General features: G+C 62.3%; 15 protein-coding genes and 1 tRNA gene. 1 reads left to right on the top strand and 15 read right to left on the bottom strand.

What is annotated here, in order from left to right:
* Positions 1-13: 13 nt before the first annotated feature.
* From LDN70_RS08225 to LDN70_RS08205, 5 genes are all read right to left on the bottom strand, one after another.
* Positions 14-517, bottom strand: coding sequence for a bifunctional nuclease family protein (locus LDN70_RS08225; protein ID WP_017200817.1), 504 nt, complete (start codon positions 515-517; stop codon positions 14-16).
* A complete protein-coding gene (ftsR, locus tag LDN70_RS08220) occupies positions 517-1,233 on the bottom strand; it encodes a transcriptional regulator FtsR (protein ID WP_223942275.1) in 717 nt (238 codons plus the stop codon). Before ftsR ends, LDN70_RS08225 begins: the two co-directional genes overlap by 1 nt.
* Positions 1,234-1,253: 20 nt before the next feature.
* A complete protein-coding gene (locus LDN70_RS08215; protein WP_142939555.1) occupies positions 1,254-1,730 on the bottom strand; it encodes an FHA domain-containing protein in 477 nt (158 codons plus the stop codon).
* Between the two features lie 136 nt (positions 1,731-1,866).
* On the bottom strand, positions 1,867-2,253 hold the full coding sequence (gene gcvH / locus LDN70_RS08210; RefSeq protein ID WP_011774387.1) for a glycine cleavage system protein GcvH: 387 nt from the start codon (positions 2,251-2,253) through the stop codon (positions 1,867-1,869).
* 291 nt (positions 2,254-2,544) lie between these two features.
* A complete protein-coding gene (locus LDN70_RS08205; protein WP_223942274.1) occupies positions 2,545-3,753 on the bottom strand; it encodes an MFS transporter in 1,209 nt (402 codons plus the stop codon).
* Between the two features lie 173 nt (positions 3,754-3,926).
* Here LDN70_RS08205 and LDN70_RS08200 point away from each other — a divergent pair, with 173 nt between their 5' ends.
* Positions 3,927-4,373, top strand: coding sequence for a MarR family winged helix-turn-helix transcriptional regulator (locus tag LDN70_RS08200; protein ID WP_166842727.1), 447 nt, complete (start codon positions 3,927-3,929; stop codon positions 4,371-4,373).
* 64 nt (positions 4,374-4,437) lie between these two features.
* Here the strand turns inward: LDN70_RS08200 and LDN70_RS08195 are convergent.
* From LDN70_RS08195 to LDN70_RS08150, 10 genes are all read right to left on the bottom strand, one after another.
* A tRNA-Pro gene (locus tag LDN70_RS08195) sits at positions 4,438-4,514 on the bottom strand.
* A 141-nt stretch (positions 4,515-4,655) separates the two neighbouring features.
* A complete protein-coding gene (gene der / locus LDN70_RS08190; RefSeq protein ID WP_223942273.1) occupies positions 4,656-6,206 on the bottom strand; it encodes a ribosome biogenesis GTPase Der in 1,551 nt (516 codons plus the stop codon).
* A 10-nt stretch (positions 6,207-6,216) separates the two neighbouring features.
* A complete protein-coding gene (locus tag LDN70_RS08185) occupies positions 6,217-6,951 on the bottom strand; it encodes a lysophospholipid acyltransferase family protein (protein ID WP_223942272.1) in 735 nt (244 codons plus the stop codon).
* Positions 6,941-7,654 (bottom strand): (d)CMP kinase, encoded by a 714-nt coding sequence (gene cmk / locus LDN70_RS08180; protein WP_223942271.1) that lies wholly within the window; start codon positions 7,652-7,654, stop codon positions 6,941-6,943. The genes LDN70_RS08185 and cmk overlap by 11 nt, the downstream gene beginning before the upstream one ends.
* The gene (locus LDN70_RS08175) at positions 7,654-8,760 is read right to left on the bottom strand and encodes a prephenate dehydrogenase (protein WP_166842725.1); all 1,107 of its coding nucleotides are present in this window, start codon (positions 8,758-8,760) and stop codon (positions 7,654-7,656) included. Before LDN70_RS08175 ends, cmk begins: the two co-directional genes overlap by 1 nt.
* A 3-nt stretch (positions 8,761-8,763) precedes the next feature.
* Positions 8,764-9,978 (bottom strand): pseudouridine synthase, encoded by a 1,215-nt coding sequence (locus LDN70_RS08170; protein ID WP_223942270.1) that lies wholly within the window; start codon positions 9,976-9,978, stop codon positions 8,764-8,766.
* Between the two features lie 151 nt (positions 9,979-10,129).
* Positions 10,130-10,795 carry an SMC-Scp complex subunit ScpB gene (gene scpB, locus LDN70_RS08165; protein WP_223942269.1) on the bottom strand — a complete coding sequence of 222 codons (666 nt, stop codon included), beginning with the start codon at positions 10,793-10,795 and terminating at the stop codon, positions 10,130-10,132.
* Positions 10,779-11,717, bottom strand: coding sequence for a segregation and condensation protein A (locus LDN70_RS08160; RefSeq protein ID WP_166842723.1), 939 nt, complete (start codon positions 11,715-11,717; stop codon positions 10,779-10,781). The genes scpB and LDN70_RS08160 overlap by 17 nt, the downstream gene beginning before the upstream one ends.
* Positions 11,718-11,723: 6 nt before the next feature.
* Positions 11,724-12,623 (bottom strand): ParA family protein, encoded by a 900-nt coding sequence (locus LDN70_RS08155; protein WP_223942268.1) that lies wholly within the window; start codon positions 12,621-12,623, stop codon positions 11,724-11,726.
* A gap of 254 nt (positions 12,624-12,877) precedes the next feature.
* On the bottom strand, positions 12,878-14,224 hold the full coding sequence (locus tag LDN70_RS08150) for a cation:dicarboxylate symporter family transporter (protein WP_142939562.1): 1,347 nt from the start codon (positions 14,222-14,224) through the stop codon (positions 12,878-12,880).
* Between the last annotated feature and the right edge of the window lie 135 nt (positions 14,225-14,359).

Raw genomic sequence — 14,359 nt, 5'->3', positions numbered from 1 at the left:
GGCTTAGGGTGGATCAGCCTTCGAAATCTTCCGGTTCAACGTCGTCCAGGAACTCCCGGAACCGGCGCATTTCGCGCTCTTCGTCCACCGCGGGATCCGGCTCCGAATCCTCGCCTTCATCGTGTTCAGTGATACGAACGCCGGCTTCCTCCATCACAGCATCTGCGCACCAGATGCGGCACTTGGCACGCAGCGCCAAGGCCAACGCGTCAGAAGCGCGCGAACTGACCACCGTGCCGTCGTCGAACTGCAGTTGCCCATAGAAGATGTTGTCCTCCACGGCCACAATGTTCACGCTGATGATGGAGTGCCCCAAGGACTCCACAACGTCCACCAGGAGATCGTGGGTCATGGGCCGGGGCGGGACAACGCCCTGCTGCGCCAGGGCGATGGCGCTGGCTTCAGGAGTTCCAATCCAGATGGGAACGTGGCGTTCTCCGTTGATCTCCCGAAGCAGCACCAACGGCTGATTGGAAGGCAGCTCGATCCGGACCCCGACGATTTCGACTTCGATCATCAGCTGTCCATCCGTGAGATACGGTCGTGCACCAAGGCCCTGTGCAGGGTCAGGCAAAGATCACTGATCTCCCGGGCAGCCTCAGCTGCCCGGGCCTGGGACGCAGCATCCCGTCGAGAGGTCAAGGGGGCAACAGCCCTCTCCACCAGGCCGAACTCCCGCTCAGCGGCAGCTTGGAAGGGCCTGAGGTGCCGGGGCTCCAGTCCGTGGCCTTCCAATTGCACACAGGCTCGCGCCACCTGGAGGGCGTGTTCGTCAAACTTGCCACCCACGTGACTGATCAACCCGAAGCTCAGCAATGATTCGAGCATCGGCACGCTTGCACCCGACTCGGCACGCAGCTGCTCTTCAGTGAGGGCACGGGCGCGCCCCTGCACTTCCGCTGCCATTTCCGCAGAGACCACCCGGGGCGACACTGTGACACCGGGAGGGAGATTCTCCGGCCTCTCGCCGCGATCGATTGCGTCGAGATAGTCCTTGATGACCTTCAGCGGCAGATACTGATCACGCTGAAGGGCCAGGACGAAGCGGAGTCTCTCAACATCGCTGTCTGCATACTGACGGTAGCCGGCAGGAGTCCTCTTGGGATTGATGAGTCCCTTTTCCTCAAGGAACCGGATCTTGGACGCCGTCATACCGGGAAAGTCTTCACTCAGCTGGGCAAGGACTTCCCCGATATTCAGGACCTGCGGTCCGCGACGGTCCTGCTGGGCCATAGCCACAGGCAGATACCCCGTCAGACTTGGCCTGCTGCGCGAACAGGGCTCAGGTAGTAGGTCAACCGGAACTTGCCGATCTGTACCTCGCTGCCGGTCTTCAGCTGCACGCGGTCCACGCGGTCGTGATTGACGTATGTACCGTTCAGGCTTCCCATATCCACCAGCTCGAAACCGGACTCAGACCTAATGAACTGAACGTGCTTGCGCGATACCGTGACGTCGTCCAGGAAGATGTCAGCATCCGGATGGCGTCCCGCCGTGGTGGTGTCCGCATCCAACAGGAAACGAGCACCGGCATTGGGGCCGCTGTGCGCTATGAGCAGGGCTGAGTTCGGCGGAAGCGCGTCTACGGACGCACGCTCTTCAGGTGCCAACTTGGGCGCAATGCTCGGCTCGTCCCACGTAGGCGTAATGCTGATCGAGGTGGTCTCCGACGACGGCTGTTCCTCCGCGCCGTTCCCGACATTGGCTTCATTCTGTTCGCCGCCAACCATGGAATTTCCTCCTCATCCGCCGGCAGTTCCAAACCCTGCCGGCACTTCCGCCTCCCGGTACCGCCGGGCAAATCGGTTGCTGGCCCGCCGTCCCGCTTTCCGGTTTATGGAAAGCAGCCTGACGGGCCAGATAACTTTAGCCTACCTGTTGTTCGTACTCCGATGCACTGAGCAGGGAATCCACTGCATCAGCTTCTGCGAGCTTTACTTCAATGAGCCATCCCTCGCCGTACGGGTCGGAGTTAATCAACGCCGGATCAGTGTCCAGGGCGTCATTTCGATTGGTGACTTCGCCGGTCACCGGAGCGTAGATGTCACTGACGCTTTTGGTGGACTCCACCTCGCCAACAACCTCATTGCCGGTGATTTTCGTGCCAGGCTCGGGCATCTGGGCGTAGACGACGTCGCCCAATGCGTCCTGCGCGAAATCGGTGATGCCGATGCGCACAACGCCGTCGGCATCTGGAGCGGTCACCCATTCGTGTTCTGCGGTGTAGGAAAGTTCTTCCGGAATATTGCTCACTGGTGGCCTTTCATCGGGACATTTACGAACCTCGACGGCGGCCTGTGCTGATGGCCACCGCTGAAAGTATAGGCACATTTCCCCTGTACCTATTGGGGGTCTCTGCCATGATTGACCCATGACCGAGCAAGTACAAGTACCAGCTCGGAAAAAGCGTAATTGGGGCGTAAAAATAATCCAGGTCACCACGCCTCACACCGCTTGAGACGCATTGAAGCCCGCCACGGATTGTCCGTGGCGGGCTTCCTTGTTTCCCGGCCGGGCCTTGGAGCCCGAAACCAAACCCCGGCGTCAGGCGACGGTGGCCTCATGCGGTTCGCGTTCGACGTCGGCAGCTACAGCAGGTGCGGCCGCTCCCCCGCGTTTCGCTGCTGCAGCCGCGGACAGCATGACCAGCAGGGCGGCAACGGTAATGCCGGCGCCGGCCCAGATGGGCGATGTGTAGCCGAGACCCGCGGTAATGGTTACGCCACCGAGCCATGCTCCGAGCGCGTTCCCCAGGTTGAAGGCTCCGATATTTGCACCCGATGCCAGCGTGGGTGCCGTGGAGGCGAAGTGCATCACGCGCATCTGGAGACCCGGAACGGTAGCAAAGCCGAATCCACCCATGAGCGCCAGTGAGACCAGTGTTGCGATGCTGCTCGAAGCGGTGAGGGCGAAGAAGATCAACACCGCCACAAGTCCGGAAAGGATCACGATCAGCGACTTGTCCAACGCTTTGTCCGCGGCCTTGCCGCCCAGGAAGTTGCCAACGAACAGACCGCCACCAAAGAGCACCAGGAGCCACGGCACGGCCCCCGATTCGAAGCCGGACACCTCGGTAAGAGTGAAGGCAATGTAGGTGAACGCCCCGAACATGCCGCCAAATCCAAGGATGGTCACGATGATGGAGAGCCATACTTGTCCTGACCTGAAGGCGCCCAACTCGCTGCGGAGCCCCTTGGTGGGTTCCGTGGTGGCTTTGGGAACCATCAGCGCGATGCCGAGCAGGGCTACAACTCCGATGGCGGTGATCGCCCAGAAAGTTGAGCGCCAGCCGAAGTTCTGACCAAGCAGCGTACCGAAGGGAACGCCGAGGACGTTGGCCGCGGTAAGGCCCGTGAACATGATGGCGATGGCTCCGGCCTTCTTGTGGGACGGTACCAGGCTCGCTGCTACCACCGAACCGATACCGAAGAACGCGCCGTGGCACAGCGCAGCGACCACACGGCCAATCATCATGGCCGCGTAGCTCTCAGCAACGGCGGAGAAGAAGTTGCCGGCGATGAACAAGACGAGCAAGCCAATGAGAACCGGCTTGCGCGGCAGCCTGGTCACAGCAGCCGTCACCAGAAGCGCACCAACTGTGACGCTGAGGGCATAGCCGGAGATGAACCAGCCGGCCGAAGCCTCGCTGACCTGGAAGTCGGCAGCAACTTCCGGCAAGAGGCCCATGATCACGAATTCGGTCAGTCCGATGCCGAATCCGCCGAGGGCAAGGGCAATCAACCCTGCGGGCATGTGGAGCTCCTTAAATGATCGGTTCCGGCCAAAAGTGGAAGTGCGTCGACGGGAACCGTAGAATAATAGTTGCAGACGCTTCATATATAGTTGCACACGCTAGGTACTTGCGCAAGCAACTACTTTGCCATGCGTCGCGATTCACAGGACATCGAGTCAGGAGCACAGGACACATGGGCATCAAGGATGACGCCGTCGAAGTACGGGCACAGGGGTGGCGCACCCTTGCGGCCCTGCACGGGAGCATCGAAACGGAGCTCGAGAAGGCCCTCCAGGCGTCGAGCGACCTGTCGGTAGTGGAGTACACAGTGCTGGACGCGCTCAGCCGCCAGGACGGCTGGCACATGCGGATGCAGCAACTGGCCCGGGCCACAGCGCTCTCCAGCAGCGCCACCACCCGCTTGGTCAACCGGCTTGAGGACCGCGGCCTGCTCACCCGCATCCTGTGTGCGGACGACCGCCGCGGCATCTATACCGAGCTGACACTTCCCGGCCAGAAGCTCCTGGAAGCAGCAAAGCCCGTGCATGACCAGACCCTGGCCTCCGCTCTTGAGGCCGCCGCCACCGTGCCCGAACTTGAGCCCCTGGTGCGGGCACTGGGCGCATTGCAGGCGGTCTAGCCCAACTCCCCCATTAACGACCAAAGGCCGGAATCATCGTGTTTCCACGTGATTCCGGCCTTTATGGTCGGGCTGACAGGATTTGAACCTGCGACCCCTTGACCCCCAGTCAAGTGCGCTACCAAGCTGCGCTACAGCCCGCTGGTTCCACCGTTCTCCGCCTAAGTTTTCCTCCGAAGAGTCTCACCTAAGCAGTCCGGCCGAACCACCTCCAAAAGCTTACACGAAGTTGGAGGTCGGAGACGCCATCACAGCCAAAGTGGGCTGTGATGCCCGTCTCATTTAGCGCTTCTTGCCACGCTTTTCGCGCACGCGCATGTTGACCTCGATGGGCGTGCCCTCAAAGCCGAACGTTTCGCGGAGGCGGCGGGTGATGAAGCGACGGTATCCGGGGTCCAGGAAGCCGGTGGTGAACAGCACGAACTTCGGCGGGCGGCTGGATGCCTGGGTGCCAAAGAGGATGCGCGGCTGCTTGCCGCCACGGACCGGGTGCGGGTGCGCTGCCACGAGCTCGCCCAGGAACGCGTTCAGGCGTCCAGTGGGAATGCGGCGGTCCCAGCTCTCCAGTGCGATATCCAGCGCAGGGACCAGGCGGTCCTTGTGCCAGCCGGTCTTGGCCGAAATGTTCACGCGGGGAGCCCATTCAACGTGGGCAAGGTCCTGCTCGATTTCGCGTTCGAGGTAACGACGGCGTTCATCGTCCAGCAGGTCCCACTTATTGAAGGCCAGAACCAGGGCACGGCCGGACTCGATGGCCAACTGCAGGATGCGGACATCCTGCTCGCTGAGGACCTCATCGACGGCAAGAAGCACGACGGCGACCTCCGCCTTCTCGAGCGCGGCCTGCGTGCGCAGGGAGGCGTAGAAATCTGCGCCCTGTGCCATGTGCTGGCGGCGGCGGATACCCGCGGTGTCTACGAAGCGCCACGTGCGGTCGCCAAGTTCGATGAACTCGTCAACCGGGTCACGCGTAGTACCGGCCAGCGGATCCACCACGACGCGCTCGGAGCCCGCGAGCTTATTGAGCAGGGAGGACTTACCCACGTTCGGGCGACCAATCAGGGCGATGCGGCGAGGACCGCCTGAACGCTCCACACCGTCCACCAGGGAGAACTCGGGAAGGGTGTCCATGACGTGGTCCAGGAGGTCTGCGACCCCGCGTCCGTGCAGGGCCGACACCGGGTACGGCTGGCCAAAGCCCAATCCCCACAGTGCAGCAGAATCCGCTTCCTGGGCGAAGTCGTCCACCTTGTTGGCCACCATGATGACCGGCTTCTTGCTCTTGCGGAGCATCTTCATGACGCCCTCGTCCGTGGCCGTAGCGCCAACGGCGGAGTCCACGACGAACAGTACAGCGTCGGCAAGCTCCACGGCCATTTCGGCCTGTTCAGCTACGCGGGCGTGGATGCCCCTGGCGTCGTGCTCCCAACCGCCGGTGTCCACCAGGGTGAAGTTGCGGCCGTTCCAACGGGCCGAGTACATGACGCGGTCGCGGGTTACACCCGGGGTGTCCTCAACAACGGCTTCGCGGCGGCCAAGGATGCGGTTAACCAAGGTGGACTTGCCCACGTTCGGGCGTCCGATGATGGCCAGGACCGGGTCCAGCTTGAGGGGACCTTCGTCGCCCTCATCGCCGTATTCACCGCTGAGCAGAGCGGCGTCTTCTTCGTCGAGTTCGTAGTCCTCCAGGCCTGCCCGGAGGGTGGCCGCGCGGAGCTCTGCCTCGTCGTCGTCCAGGGCCGCCAGGTTTTCCGCCACCTGGTCGGTGCCGGTGGGCGTGTATTCGTCGTCGCCGGCTCCGTGGAGGCCGGATTTTTGAGTCGTATCGCTCATTGCACTTTCCTTAGTGGTGGTCTGCCGGCGTCCCGGCTACTGCTGAGTGGCGGTGCTGCGAAGTGGGTTTTCCGGGCGCAGGTTCCAGGGGAAGGCCCTGGCCTGTGGCCCGGATGGCGTCCTGGACGTGACCGGCCAGGGCTTCACGGATCTCCGTAGCCGCCCTGTCCATTGAAACACGCCCCGGTTCGCCCTTCCGGCGCTTCACCGTGATGGGTTCGCCGAAGCTCACATGGAGCTTACGGCGTGGTTTGGGGATATGGTCGCGATGCTCATCATCCTGACGGGTTCCGAGGATGGCAACCGGTATAACAGTGGCTCCCGTGGTGAGGGCGAGCCACGCAACTCCGTTGCTGATGTTTTCGGCCGAGCCGCTCCCCCGGGTTCCTTCGGGAAGAATCCCTACGCAACGACCGGCGTCGAGCAGTTTCTTGCCGACATGCAGGGCGGTGCGGTCGCCGGCCCGGTCCACGGGGATCTGTCCGGATCCTCGCAAAACCTTGCCCAGGAAGCCCTTGAACATCTCTTTCTTAACCAGGATGTGCATAGGACGCGGCGACGCGCCGAACATCACCGGCCCGTCCAGGAAGCTGATGTGGTTCGCGGCGAATACCACCGGTCCGGCCGCAGGGACGTTGCTTTTGCCCGCCACGATGGTCCGATAAATGACGTGGTCCAGGAGCCAGCCAACGGGTCGGCTCCACAACTTGCTCCCGGCGGAGGGCAGCTGAGTCTCAGTCGCCATAAATAACCTTGCTCACGATCGCCAGCGCGGTCTCCACCGTTTCCTCAAAGTTCAGATCGGAGGAATCGAGCGTCACCACTCCGTCGGCGGCTTGGGTGAAGTTCACCACCGTTGAGTCCTTGGCGTCACGCTGGATCACCTGGGCTTTGAGCTGCTCCTTGGTTTGCGTGCCGCCCAACTGGATCCCACGACGCCGCAGCCTGGCTTCCTCACTGGCGGTCAAGAGCATGCGAACCTCAGCGTTAGGGACGACGACGGTGGTGATGTCGCGTCCTTCCACTACCATGCGGCGGTGGTGCTGGTCGATCAGATCACGCTGGCGACGGATCAGCTCGGTGCGGGCACCAAGCGTGGTGGCCACAGCACTGACCGACGAGGAGATCAAAGGATCCCGGATCTCGTCCGTGATGTCCGTGCCATCAACCGCCACATATTCCGTGGCGGTAGTGGTACTGATCTCCAACGGCATGATCTTGGAAGCCTGTTCCACCGCGGCACCGTCCTGAAGGTCAACGCCGGTCTTAAGGCAGAACCAGGTCAGGGCACGGTACATGGCACCGGTATCGAGGTACGCCAGCTTCAAGCGCCGGGCGACTTCCTTGCTGACGCTGGACTTGCCGGACCCCGATGGGCCGTCGATCGCAATCACGAGCGGCTTGCCGGGGCGGGCAACTGTCTCCGGGCCAAAGAATTCACGCGTCATTACTGGAGTACCCGCCATCCACGGTCAGTCAAAGCTTCAACAAGGAGGTCATGCTTGCTCGGAAGCACGGAAAGTTCCACCATGCCCACGTTTTGTCCGGAGGAATGGTCCAGCCGAAGGTCTTCGAGGTTCACACCGATCTCACCGATTTCCGTGAGGAGGTGCGCGATCTGGCCCGGTTTATCATCCACCAGAATGGTGAGCCACGAGTACGCCTGGGGAGGTCCGCCGTGCTTTCCCGGGATCCGGGCCTGGCCTGCATTGCCCTCACTGATCAGTTGGGCGAGGTCCAGCCGCGCGCCGGGGGCGAGGGGTTCTTCCAAGGTGCCGATCAGACGGTTCAGGTCCTCACGCACACCATGCAGGATGGAAACCACCTTTTCCGCGTTGCCGCCCAGGATCTGCACCCAGAGGGTGGGATCGCTGGCTGCAATGCGGGTGGTGTCCCGGAGTCCGTTGCCCGCCAAGGACAGGGCATGCAACGGCGTACCCTGCAGACGGCTCGCCAGGAGGGAGGACATGATCTGCGGCAAGTGAGACACCAAGGCCACGGCTTCATCGTGCTCGTCGGCGGTGAATTGGGAAACAATTGCTCCCAGATCTCCCGCCAGCGAACGTGCGGTTTGGAGTGCAGCGTCCGACGTTTCTTCGGAGGGGCAGAGTACCCACGGCATGGACGTGAAAAGCTCTCCCCTGGCCGCAACCGGACCGGACTTCTCCCTACCCGCCATGGGGTGGGTACCCACGTAGCGGGCGAGGTCAACGCCGCGTTCCCGCAACTGCGCCTGGATGGTGGCCTTGACGCTGGCAATATCAACCACCACCGCTGAAGCGTAATCCGCCAGTGCCTTCTGCACGACGTCGGCGGTAACGTCCGGCGGGGCCGCGACAACTACCAGTTGGGGTTGTTCATCCAGCTCCCCCAGTGGCCGTCCCGCACCGATGTCCACCGCCACCGCCTGGTTGGTGGGCGAGGGATCAAACAGGTACACGGGAACTCCGCGTCCGCGCAGGCCCAAACCGATGCTGGCCCCCAGTAAACCTGTCCCGAGAACGACGACCGGGCCATCAAGATGGCCCCGGCCGTGCGTACCGAATGCCGACATGCCTTAGAGTCCCACCGATGCCAGGAGGTGTCCGACTTCCTGCCTGCCGAGGTTGCGGATGCTGCCCTGGCGCTGGTCGCCCAAGCCGATGGGCCCAACCTTGACGCGGACAAGTCGCTCCACCGGGAAGCCGACGGCGTCGAACATGCGGCGCACAATACGGTTCTTGCCGGAGTGGAGCACAACCTCAATGAGGACGTGGCCGGGGGTGGAGTCAACCAAACGGAACGAGTCCACCGCAGCTACGCCGTCTTCGAGCTCGACGCCGTTCTTCAGCTTTGCGCCCACGCCTTGCGGGAAGGGGCCACGCACCTGGACCAGGTACGTCTTAGGCACCTCGTACGAAGGGTGCGTCAATCGGTTGGCCAGTTCGCCGTCGTTGGTCAGGAGCAGCAGCCCCTCAGTGGCGACGTCCAAGCGGCCGACGTGGAACAGGCGTTCGCCCTTGTTCTTGTTGTTCTTGAGGAAGTCGCTGATGCAGGGACGGCCTTCGGGGTCCTCCATGGTGGAAACAACGCCCTTGGGCTTGTTGAAGACCATGTACACCATGGTGTCGTCGAGCTGGATCCGGATGCCATCAACGTGGATCACAGCCGCCGTAGGATCAACGCGCATACCAAGTTCGGTGGTGACCACACCGTCAACCTCGACGCGGCCTTCGAGGATCATTTCCTCGCACACGCGGCGTGAGGCCACGCCTGCCTGCGCCATGACCTTCTGCAGGCGTACGCCGTCAGCATCGTGGAGATCGGACTGGGGCACTTCCTGGCGCGGGCCGCGGTTGCGGGCCGGCTTGCGGATGGGGCCCAGGTTCTGGCCGAAGCGTTCGCTGCCGAAGGCCTTGGAGCCATACTGCCGTGCCGGCTTTGCCTTGGGCTTGATGGCACCGGGAGTGCCGGGTGCCTTGCCAAAGCCGGGCTTGTTGGAGCCGGGCTTGCGGAAGGGCTTAGCGGGCCTTGCTGCCTGGCCGCGGTCGTAATCGCCCGCTGATGTGGGGTTGTCGGGATCGAAAGGTGCCGCTTCACGCGGCTTCGGAGCCTTAAAGGGGCGGCCCTCGCCCTGTGAGAAGTTGCGCTTTCCAGCGCCGGCGCTGCCGCCGCGGCCTGAGAAGCCGCCGGCGTTGGAGCGGCCGGTGCCGCCTCCCTTGGCCTCATTGCGTCCGGAACTGTTTCGTCCCGAACCGTTACGTGGTGAACTCTGGCGTCCCGCCTGTGTCATGACCCGTCCTTGTGTAGTAATGGCCGGCAATAGGTGTTGAAATCAACACTAGCCAGCCGGGCAGACATCGTCTGCCCCTTGTCGCTGTGCACCTTGATATGGCGCCGTGAATCAGTATGAAGTTCTCTTGCAGTACCGGTGTTGGCCGTGGCTACATCCGGCTGGCGTCGTAGTACTCGTCGATGCCTTCCAAGCCAGGAAGGTGCGGCGAGAGCTGTGGCAGTTCAGCCACCGAGCCGATTCCCATCCGTTCCAGGAAGTACGAGGTTGTCCTGTAGAGGACAGCCCCCGATTCGGGATCGTTTCCGGAGTCCTCGATCAAACCCCGCTGGGTAAGAGTCCGGACCACGGAATCTACGTTGACGCCGCGAATGGCGGACACCCGGGCCCTTGAGACCGGTTGCCGGTAAGCAATGACCGCCAGTGTCTCAAGCGCTGCCTGAGTCAGCCTGGTGGTCTGCCCTTCGAGGACGAATCTCCCCACGACGTCGGCGAATTCCGCCCGTGAATAAATCCGCCACCCACCGGCGACGTTCCGCAATTCAAAACCCCGGGGTGCAGTGCTGGCATCGGCAAAGCCGACAGCATCCACGTCCGGGGCTTTAACAGTATAGCCGCTATACTCCCGCTGCAGGTCCTGCAGCAAATCCTCGACGACGGCCACCGTCACGTTGAGCCCGGCGGCCAGCTCCTCCGAAGTGGCCGGCTCATCGATCACCATGAGGACAGCTTCCAACGCTGCACGCGCACCGCCGGGCAAAGCTTCCAGCTCTGCCAGCCCGTCCTGCACCGTTTCCTGCTCATTCACTGGCGCCATCCCCGCTTCCTGTTCCTGCTTCAGGCCCGTACTCCTCGCTCAGGCTGGAACTGTCCCAGCCGGCGTCATCGCCTGTCCATCGAACCGTCAACTCAGCCAACGGCTCGGGCTGCTCGAAGGCCACCACCCTGTCACGGAACATTTCCAGCAACGCCAGGAAGCGCGCCACCACCACTAAGGTGGTCTCGGCATCTGCGATCAAGGTTTTGAAAGACAAGGGCGCGCCAAGCTTCAAGCGGTAGCCCATGATCTCGGCCTGCTCCTTGACGCTGACCGGCGGAGCGTGGAGGTGTTCCAAGCCAACTTCGGCCGGCGCGGAATCCTTGGGTTTGAGTGCTTTAGCGGCAAGTTCGGCGAATTGCTCCGGGGTGTGCCGCCACACCAGTTCCGGGAGCAACGCGGCGAAATGGCCTTCAAGGGCAACCTGGCGGGGATACCTCCGGGCTTCCTGCTCCAGCGTCTCTCCCAGGATCCCGGCGATCTGCTTGAATGCCTTGTACTGCAGGAGGCGGGCGAACAGCAGGTCCCTTGCTTCCAGAAGGGCAATGTCCTCAGCGTCCTCCACCTCACCGGCCGGCAGAAGGCGCGCCGCCTTCAAGTCGAGCAGTGTTGCGGCAATCACCAGGAACTCGCTGGCTTCATCCAGCGCCCAGTCCTCCCCCAGCTCCTGGAGCCGCCTGATGTACTTGATGAACTCATCAGTGACCGTGGCTAACGCCACCTCGGTGATATCCAGCTTGTGCTTGGAAATAAGGCCGAGCAGTAAATCAAAGGGTCCCGTGAAGTTAGTGAGCCGTACCTCAAAGCCGGCTTTGCGGGCTTCGGAGGTGCCGGCGTCGGGCGTTTCTGCCGGGACGGGCGTTTCCGTAGCAGAAGGCGAGGCCAGGTCCGCTTCCGCAGTATGAGCGATTGACGGTCCCACCGTCCGCTAGGGCGCGCCGCCGCGCGAGATCAGTTCTTTGGCAAGGCGGCGATAAGCGTCAGCACCGATGTGGTTGCCGGCGTAGCTGGTGATGGGCTCGGCCGCCACGGTGGCATCAGCAAACTTGATGGACCGCTTAATGACGGTCTCGAAGACTTTGTCTCCGAACGCCTCCACCAAACGGGAGATGACTTCGCGGCTGTGCAGGGTGCGGGCGTCGTACATGGTTGCCAGGACGCCATCCACCTGCAGGCGCGGATTCAGGCGGTCCTGTACCTTCTCGATGGTCTCCACCAGGAGCGCCACGGCGCGCAAGGCGAAGAACTCGCAAATCAACGGAATGATGACGCCGTGTGCGGCAGTCAGCGCATTCACTGTCAACAGGCCCAGAGACGGCTGGCAGTCGATCAAGACGACGTCGTAATCGTCCTCAACGCTTTTGAGGGCGCGGTCCAGGACTTGCTCACGGGCAACCTCGTTGACCAGCTGGACTTCGGCAGCCGAGAGGTCGATGTTGGCGGGCAGGAGGTCAACGCCTTCAACACCGGTCTGCTGGATGGCATCGCGGATGTTCACCTTGCGGTCCATCAGGACGTTATAGACGGTGAGATCGAGCTCGTGCGGGTTGGCCCCGAGGCCGGCGGAAAGAGCGCCTTGGGGATCAAAGTCCACCAGCAGGACACGCCGACCGTACTCGGCGAGCGCTGCGGCCAAGTTGATGGTGGAGGTGGTCTTACCCACTCCACCCTTTTGGTTGACCATGGCGATGACTCTCGCCGGGCCGTGGGAGGCCAGTGGAGCAGGTTCAGGGAATTCGCGATAAGGACGGCCCGTGGGCCCCAAGATGGCGTCTTCCAGATCGAGCTCGGTGCCTTCCAGCGTAGCTGTTCCCCGTTCGATGCTCACGTATCTAACCACTCTTTCGACGACGATCTTCCCTGCCGCTGCGCCCCTGGACGACAGCGCTGCTACCCCTTTAGGCTACAGCGCCCGACACGGTTATTTGGGGAACTTGACTTTGGCCGATTCTTGAGCCTTGACCCTCTGGTTGAGGTCGAAGGTTGAGGAGCAACATCGGTCGCTCAGGGGAAACAGCAAAGGCCGGCACCTGGTGGGGTGCCGGCCTTCGCCTGACTGCATCGCGTTTGGTGGCGGTCCGCTTAGACCGTAACCTTCTCGCGGTTCTCAGCTTCGGGAGCTGCCTCTTCTTCGCCGCCGTGGGCGATCATGGTCTGCTCGTCGAAGGGTTCGCTGCCGGAGAGGACACGCTCTACCTGGCCGTTGTCGATTTCCTTCACCCAGGTGCCGATCAGGACCGTGGCAACTGCATTGCCGGTGAAGTTGGTCAGTGCGCGGGCCTCGGACATGAAGCGGTCGATTCCTACGATCATGCCCACGCCTCCCAACAGCTCCGGCTTGTGTGCCTGGAGGCCAGCGGCCAGGGTTGCGAGCCCGGCACCGGTGACGCCTGCAGCGCCCTTGGAAGCGATGATCATGAAGACCAGCAGGGAGACCTGGGCGCCAAGATCAAGAGGAGTTCCCATGGCGTTGGCAACGAACAAGGAGGCCATGGTCAGGTAGATTGCCGTGCCATCAAGGTTGAAGGAGTAACCGGTGGGCACCGTGACGCCGACAACCGGCTTGGAGACACCCAGGTGCTCCATCTTGGCGATCAGGCGGGGCAGGGCTGCTTCGGAGGAAGAGGTGGAGAAAATCAGGAGGTACTCGCGGCCCAGGTACTTCATGAGCTTGAAGATGTTGACGCCGGCCACTGCACGGAGCAGCGTTCCGAGAATGACCACAATGAACAGTGCGCAGGTGATGTAGAAGGCCACCATCAGGGTGAACATGCTGAGGATCGCCTGGGCGCCGGTGGCACCAACGACGGCGGCGATGGCACCGAATGCGCCAACCGGAGCCAGCCACATGATCATGATGAGGATACGGAAGACGAGGCGCTGTCCGTGCCCGATGGCGGCGAGGATGGGAGCTCCCTGCTTGCCCATCTTCTGCAGGGCGAAACCGACCAGAATCGCCGCAAGCAGGGTGGGCAGGACCGGAATGTCACCGGGGATGATACCCAGGAGGAAGTCCACCGTGCTGTTGGTGTCGGCCTTCTTGGTGGGATCGTAGGGGGTCAGCTTGAGTCCCTCACCGGGGTGGATGAGGTTTCCGACGACCAGGCCGATGGCCAGGGCGAAGGTGGACATCGCCACGAAGTAGCCCAGTGCAAGACCGCCCACCTTGCCGACGGTGGCCGCCTTGGCGATGGAACCGATGCCCAGGACGATGGTGCAGAAGATGACCGGAGCGATCATCATTTTGATGAGCTTGATAAAGCCATCACCGAGGGGCTTGAGGGACTTTCCAACTTCAGGGAACACCAGGCCGACGACGGCGCCGAGCACTACGGCCAGGATGACCGCGATGTACAAGTAATGCGACTTGTCGAGCCCCTTGCGTCCAGTTTTGGCAGCTACTGCCGACTCTCCTCGTTGAGAGGTCATGGGATTCTCCTTTGGATACTGTGTAAGGCGCTGCGGTCCTGCACTGATGTCCAATCCGCTGCCCTTGTGTGATATCCATCATTGAGCCGTTGGTGACACACATCACCGTTGCGGTCATATTGGTCATGGGAGGCC

Source organism: Arthrobacter sp. StoSoilB22, assembly GCF_019977315.1.
Classification (GTDB): Bacteria; Actinomycetota; Actinomycetes; order Actinomycetales; family Micrococcaceae; genus Arthrobacter.
The sequence above is the reverse complement of the archived record's forward strand: the minus strand, read 5'-3'. Positions and strand labels throughout refer to the sequence as shown.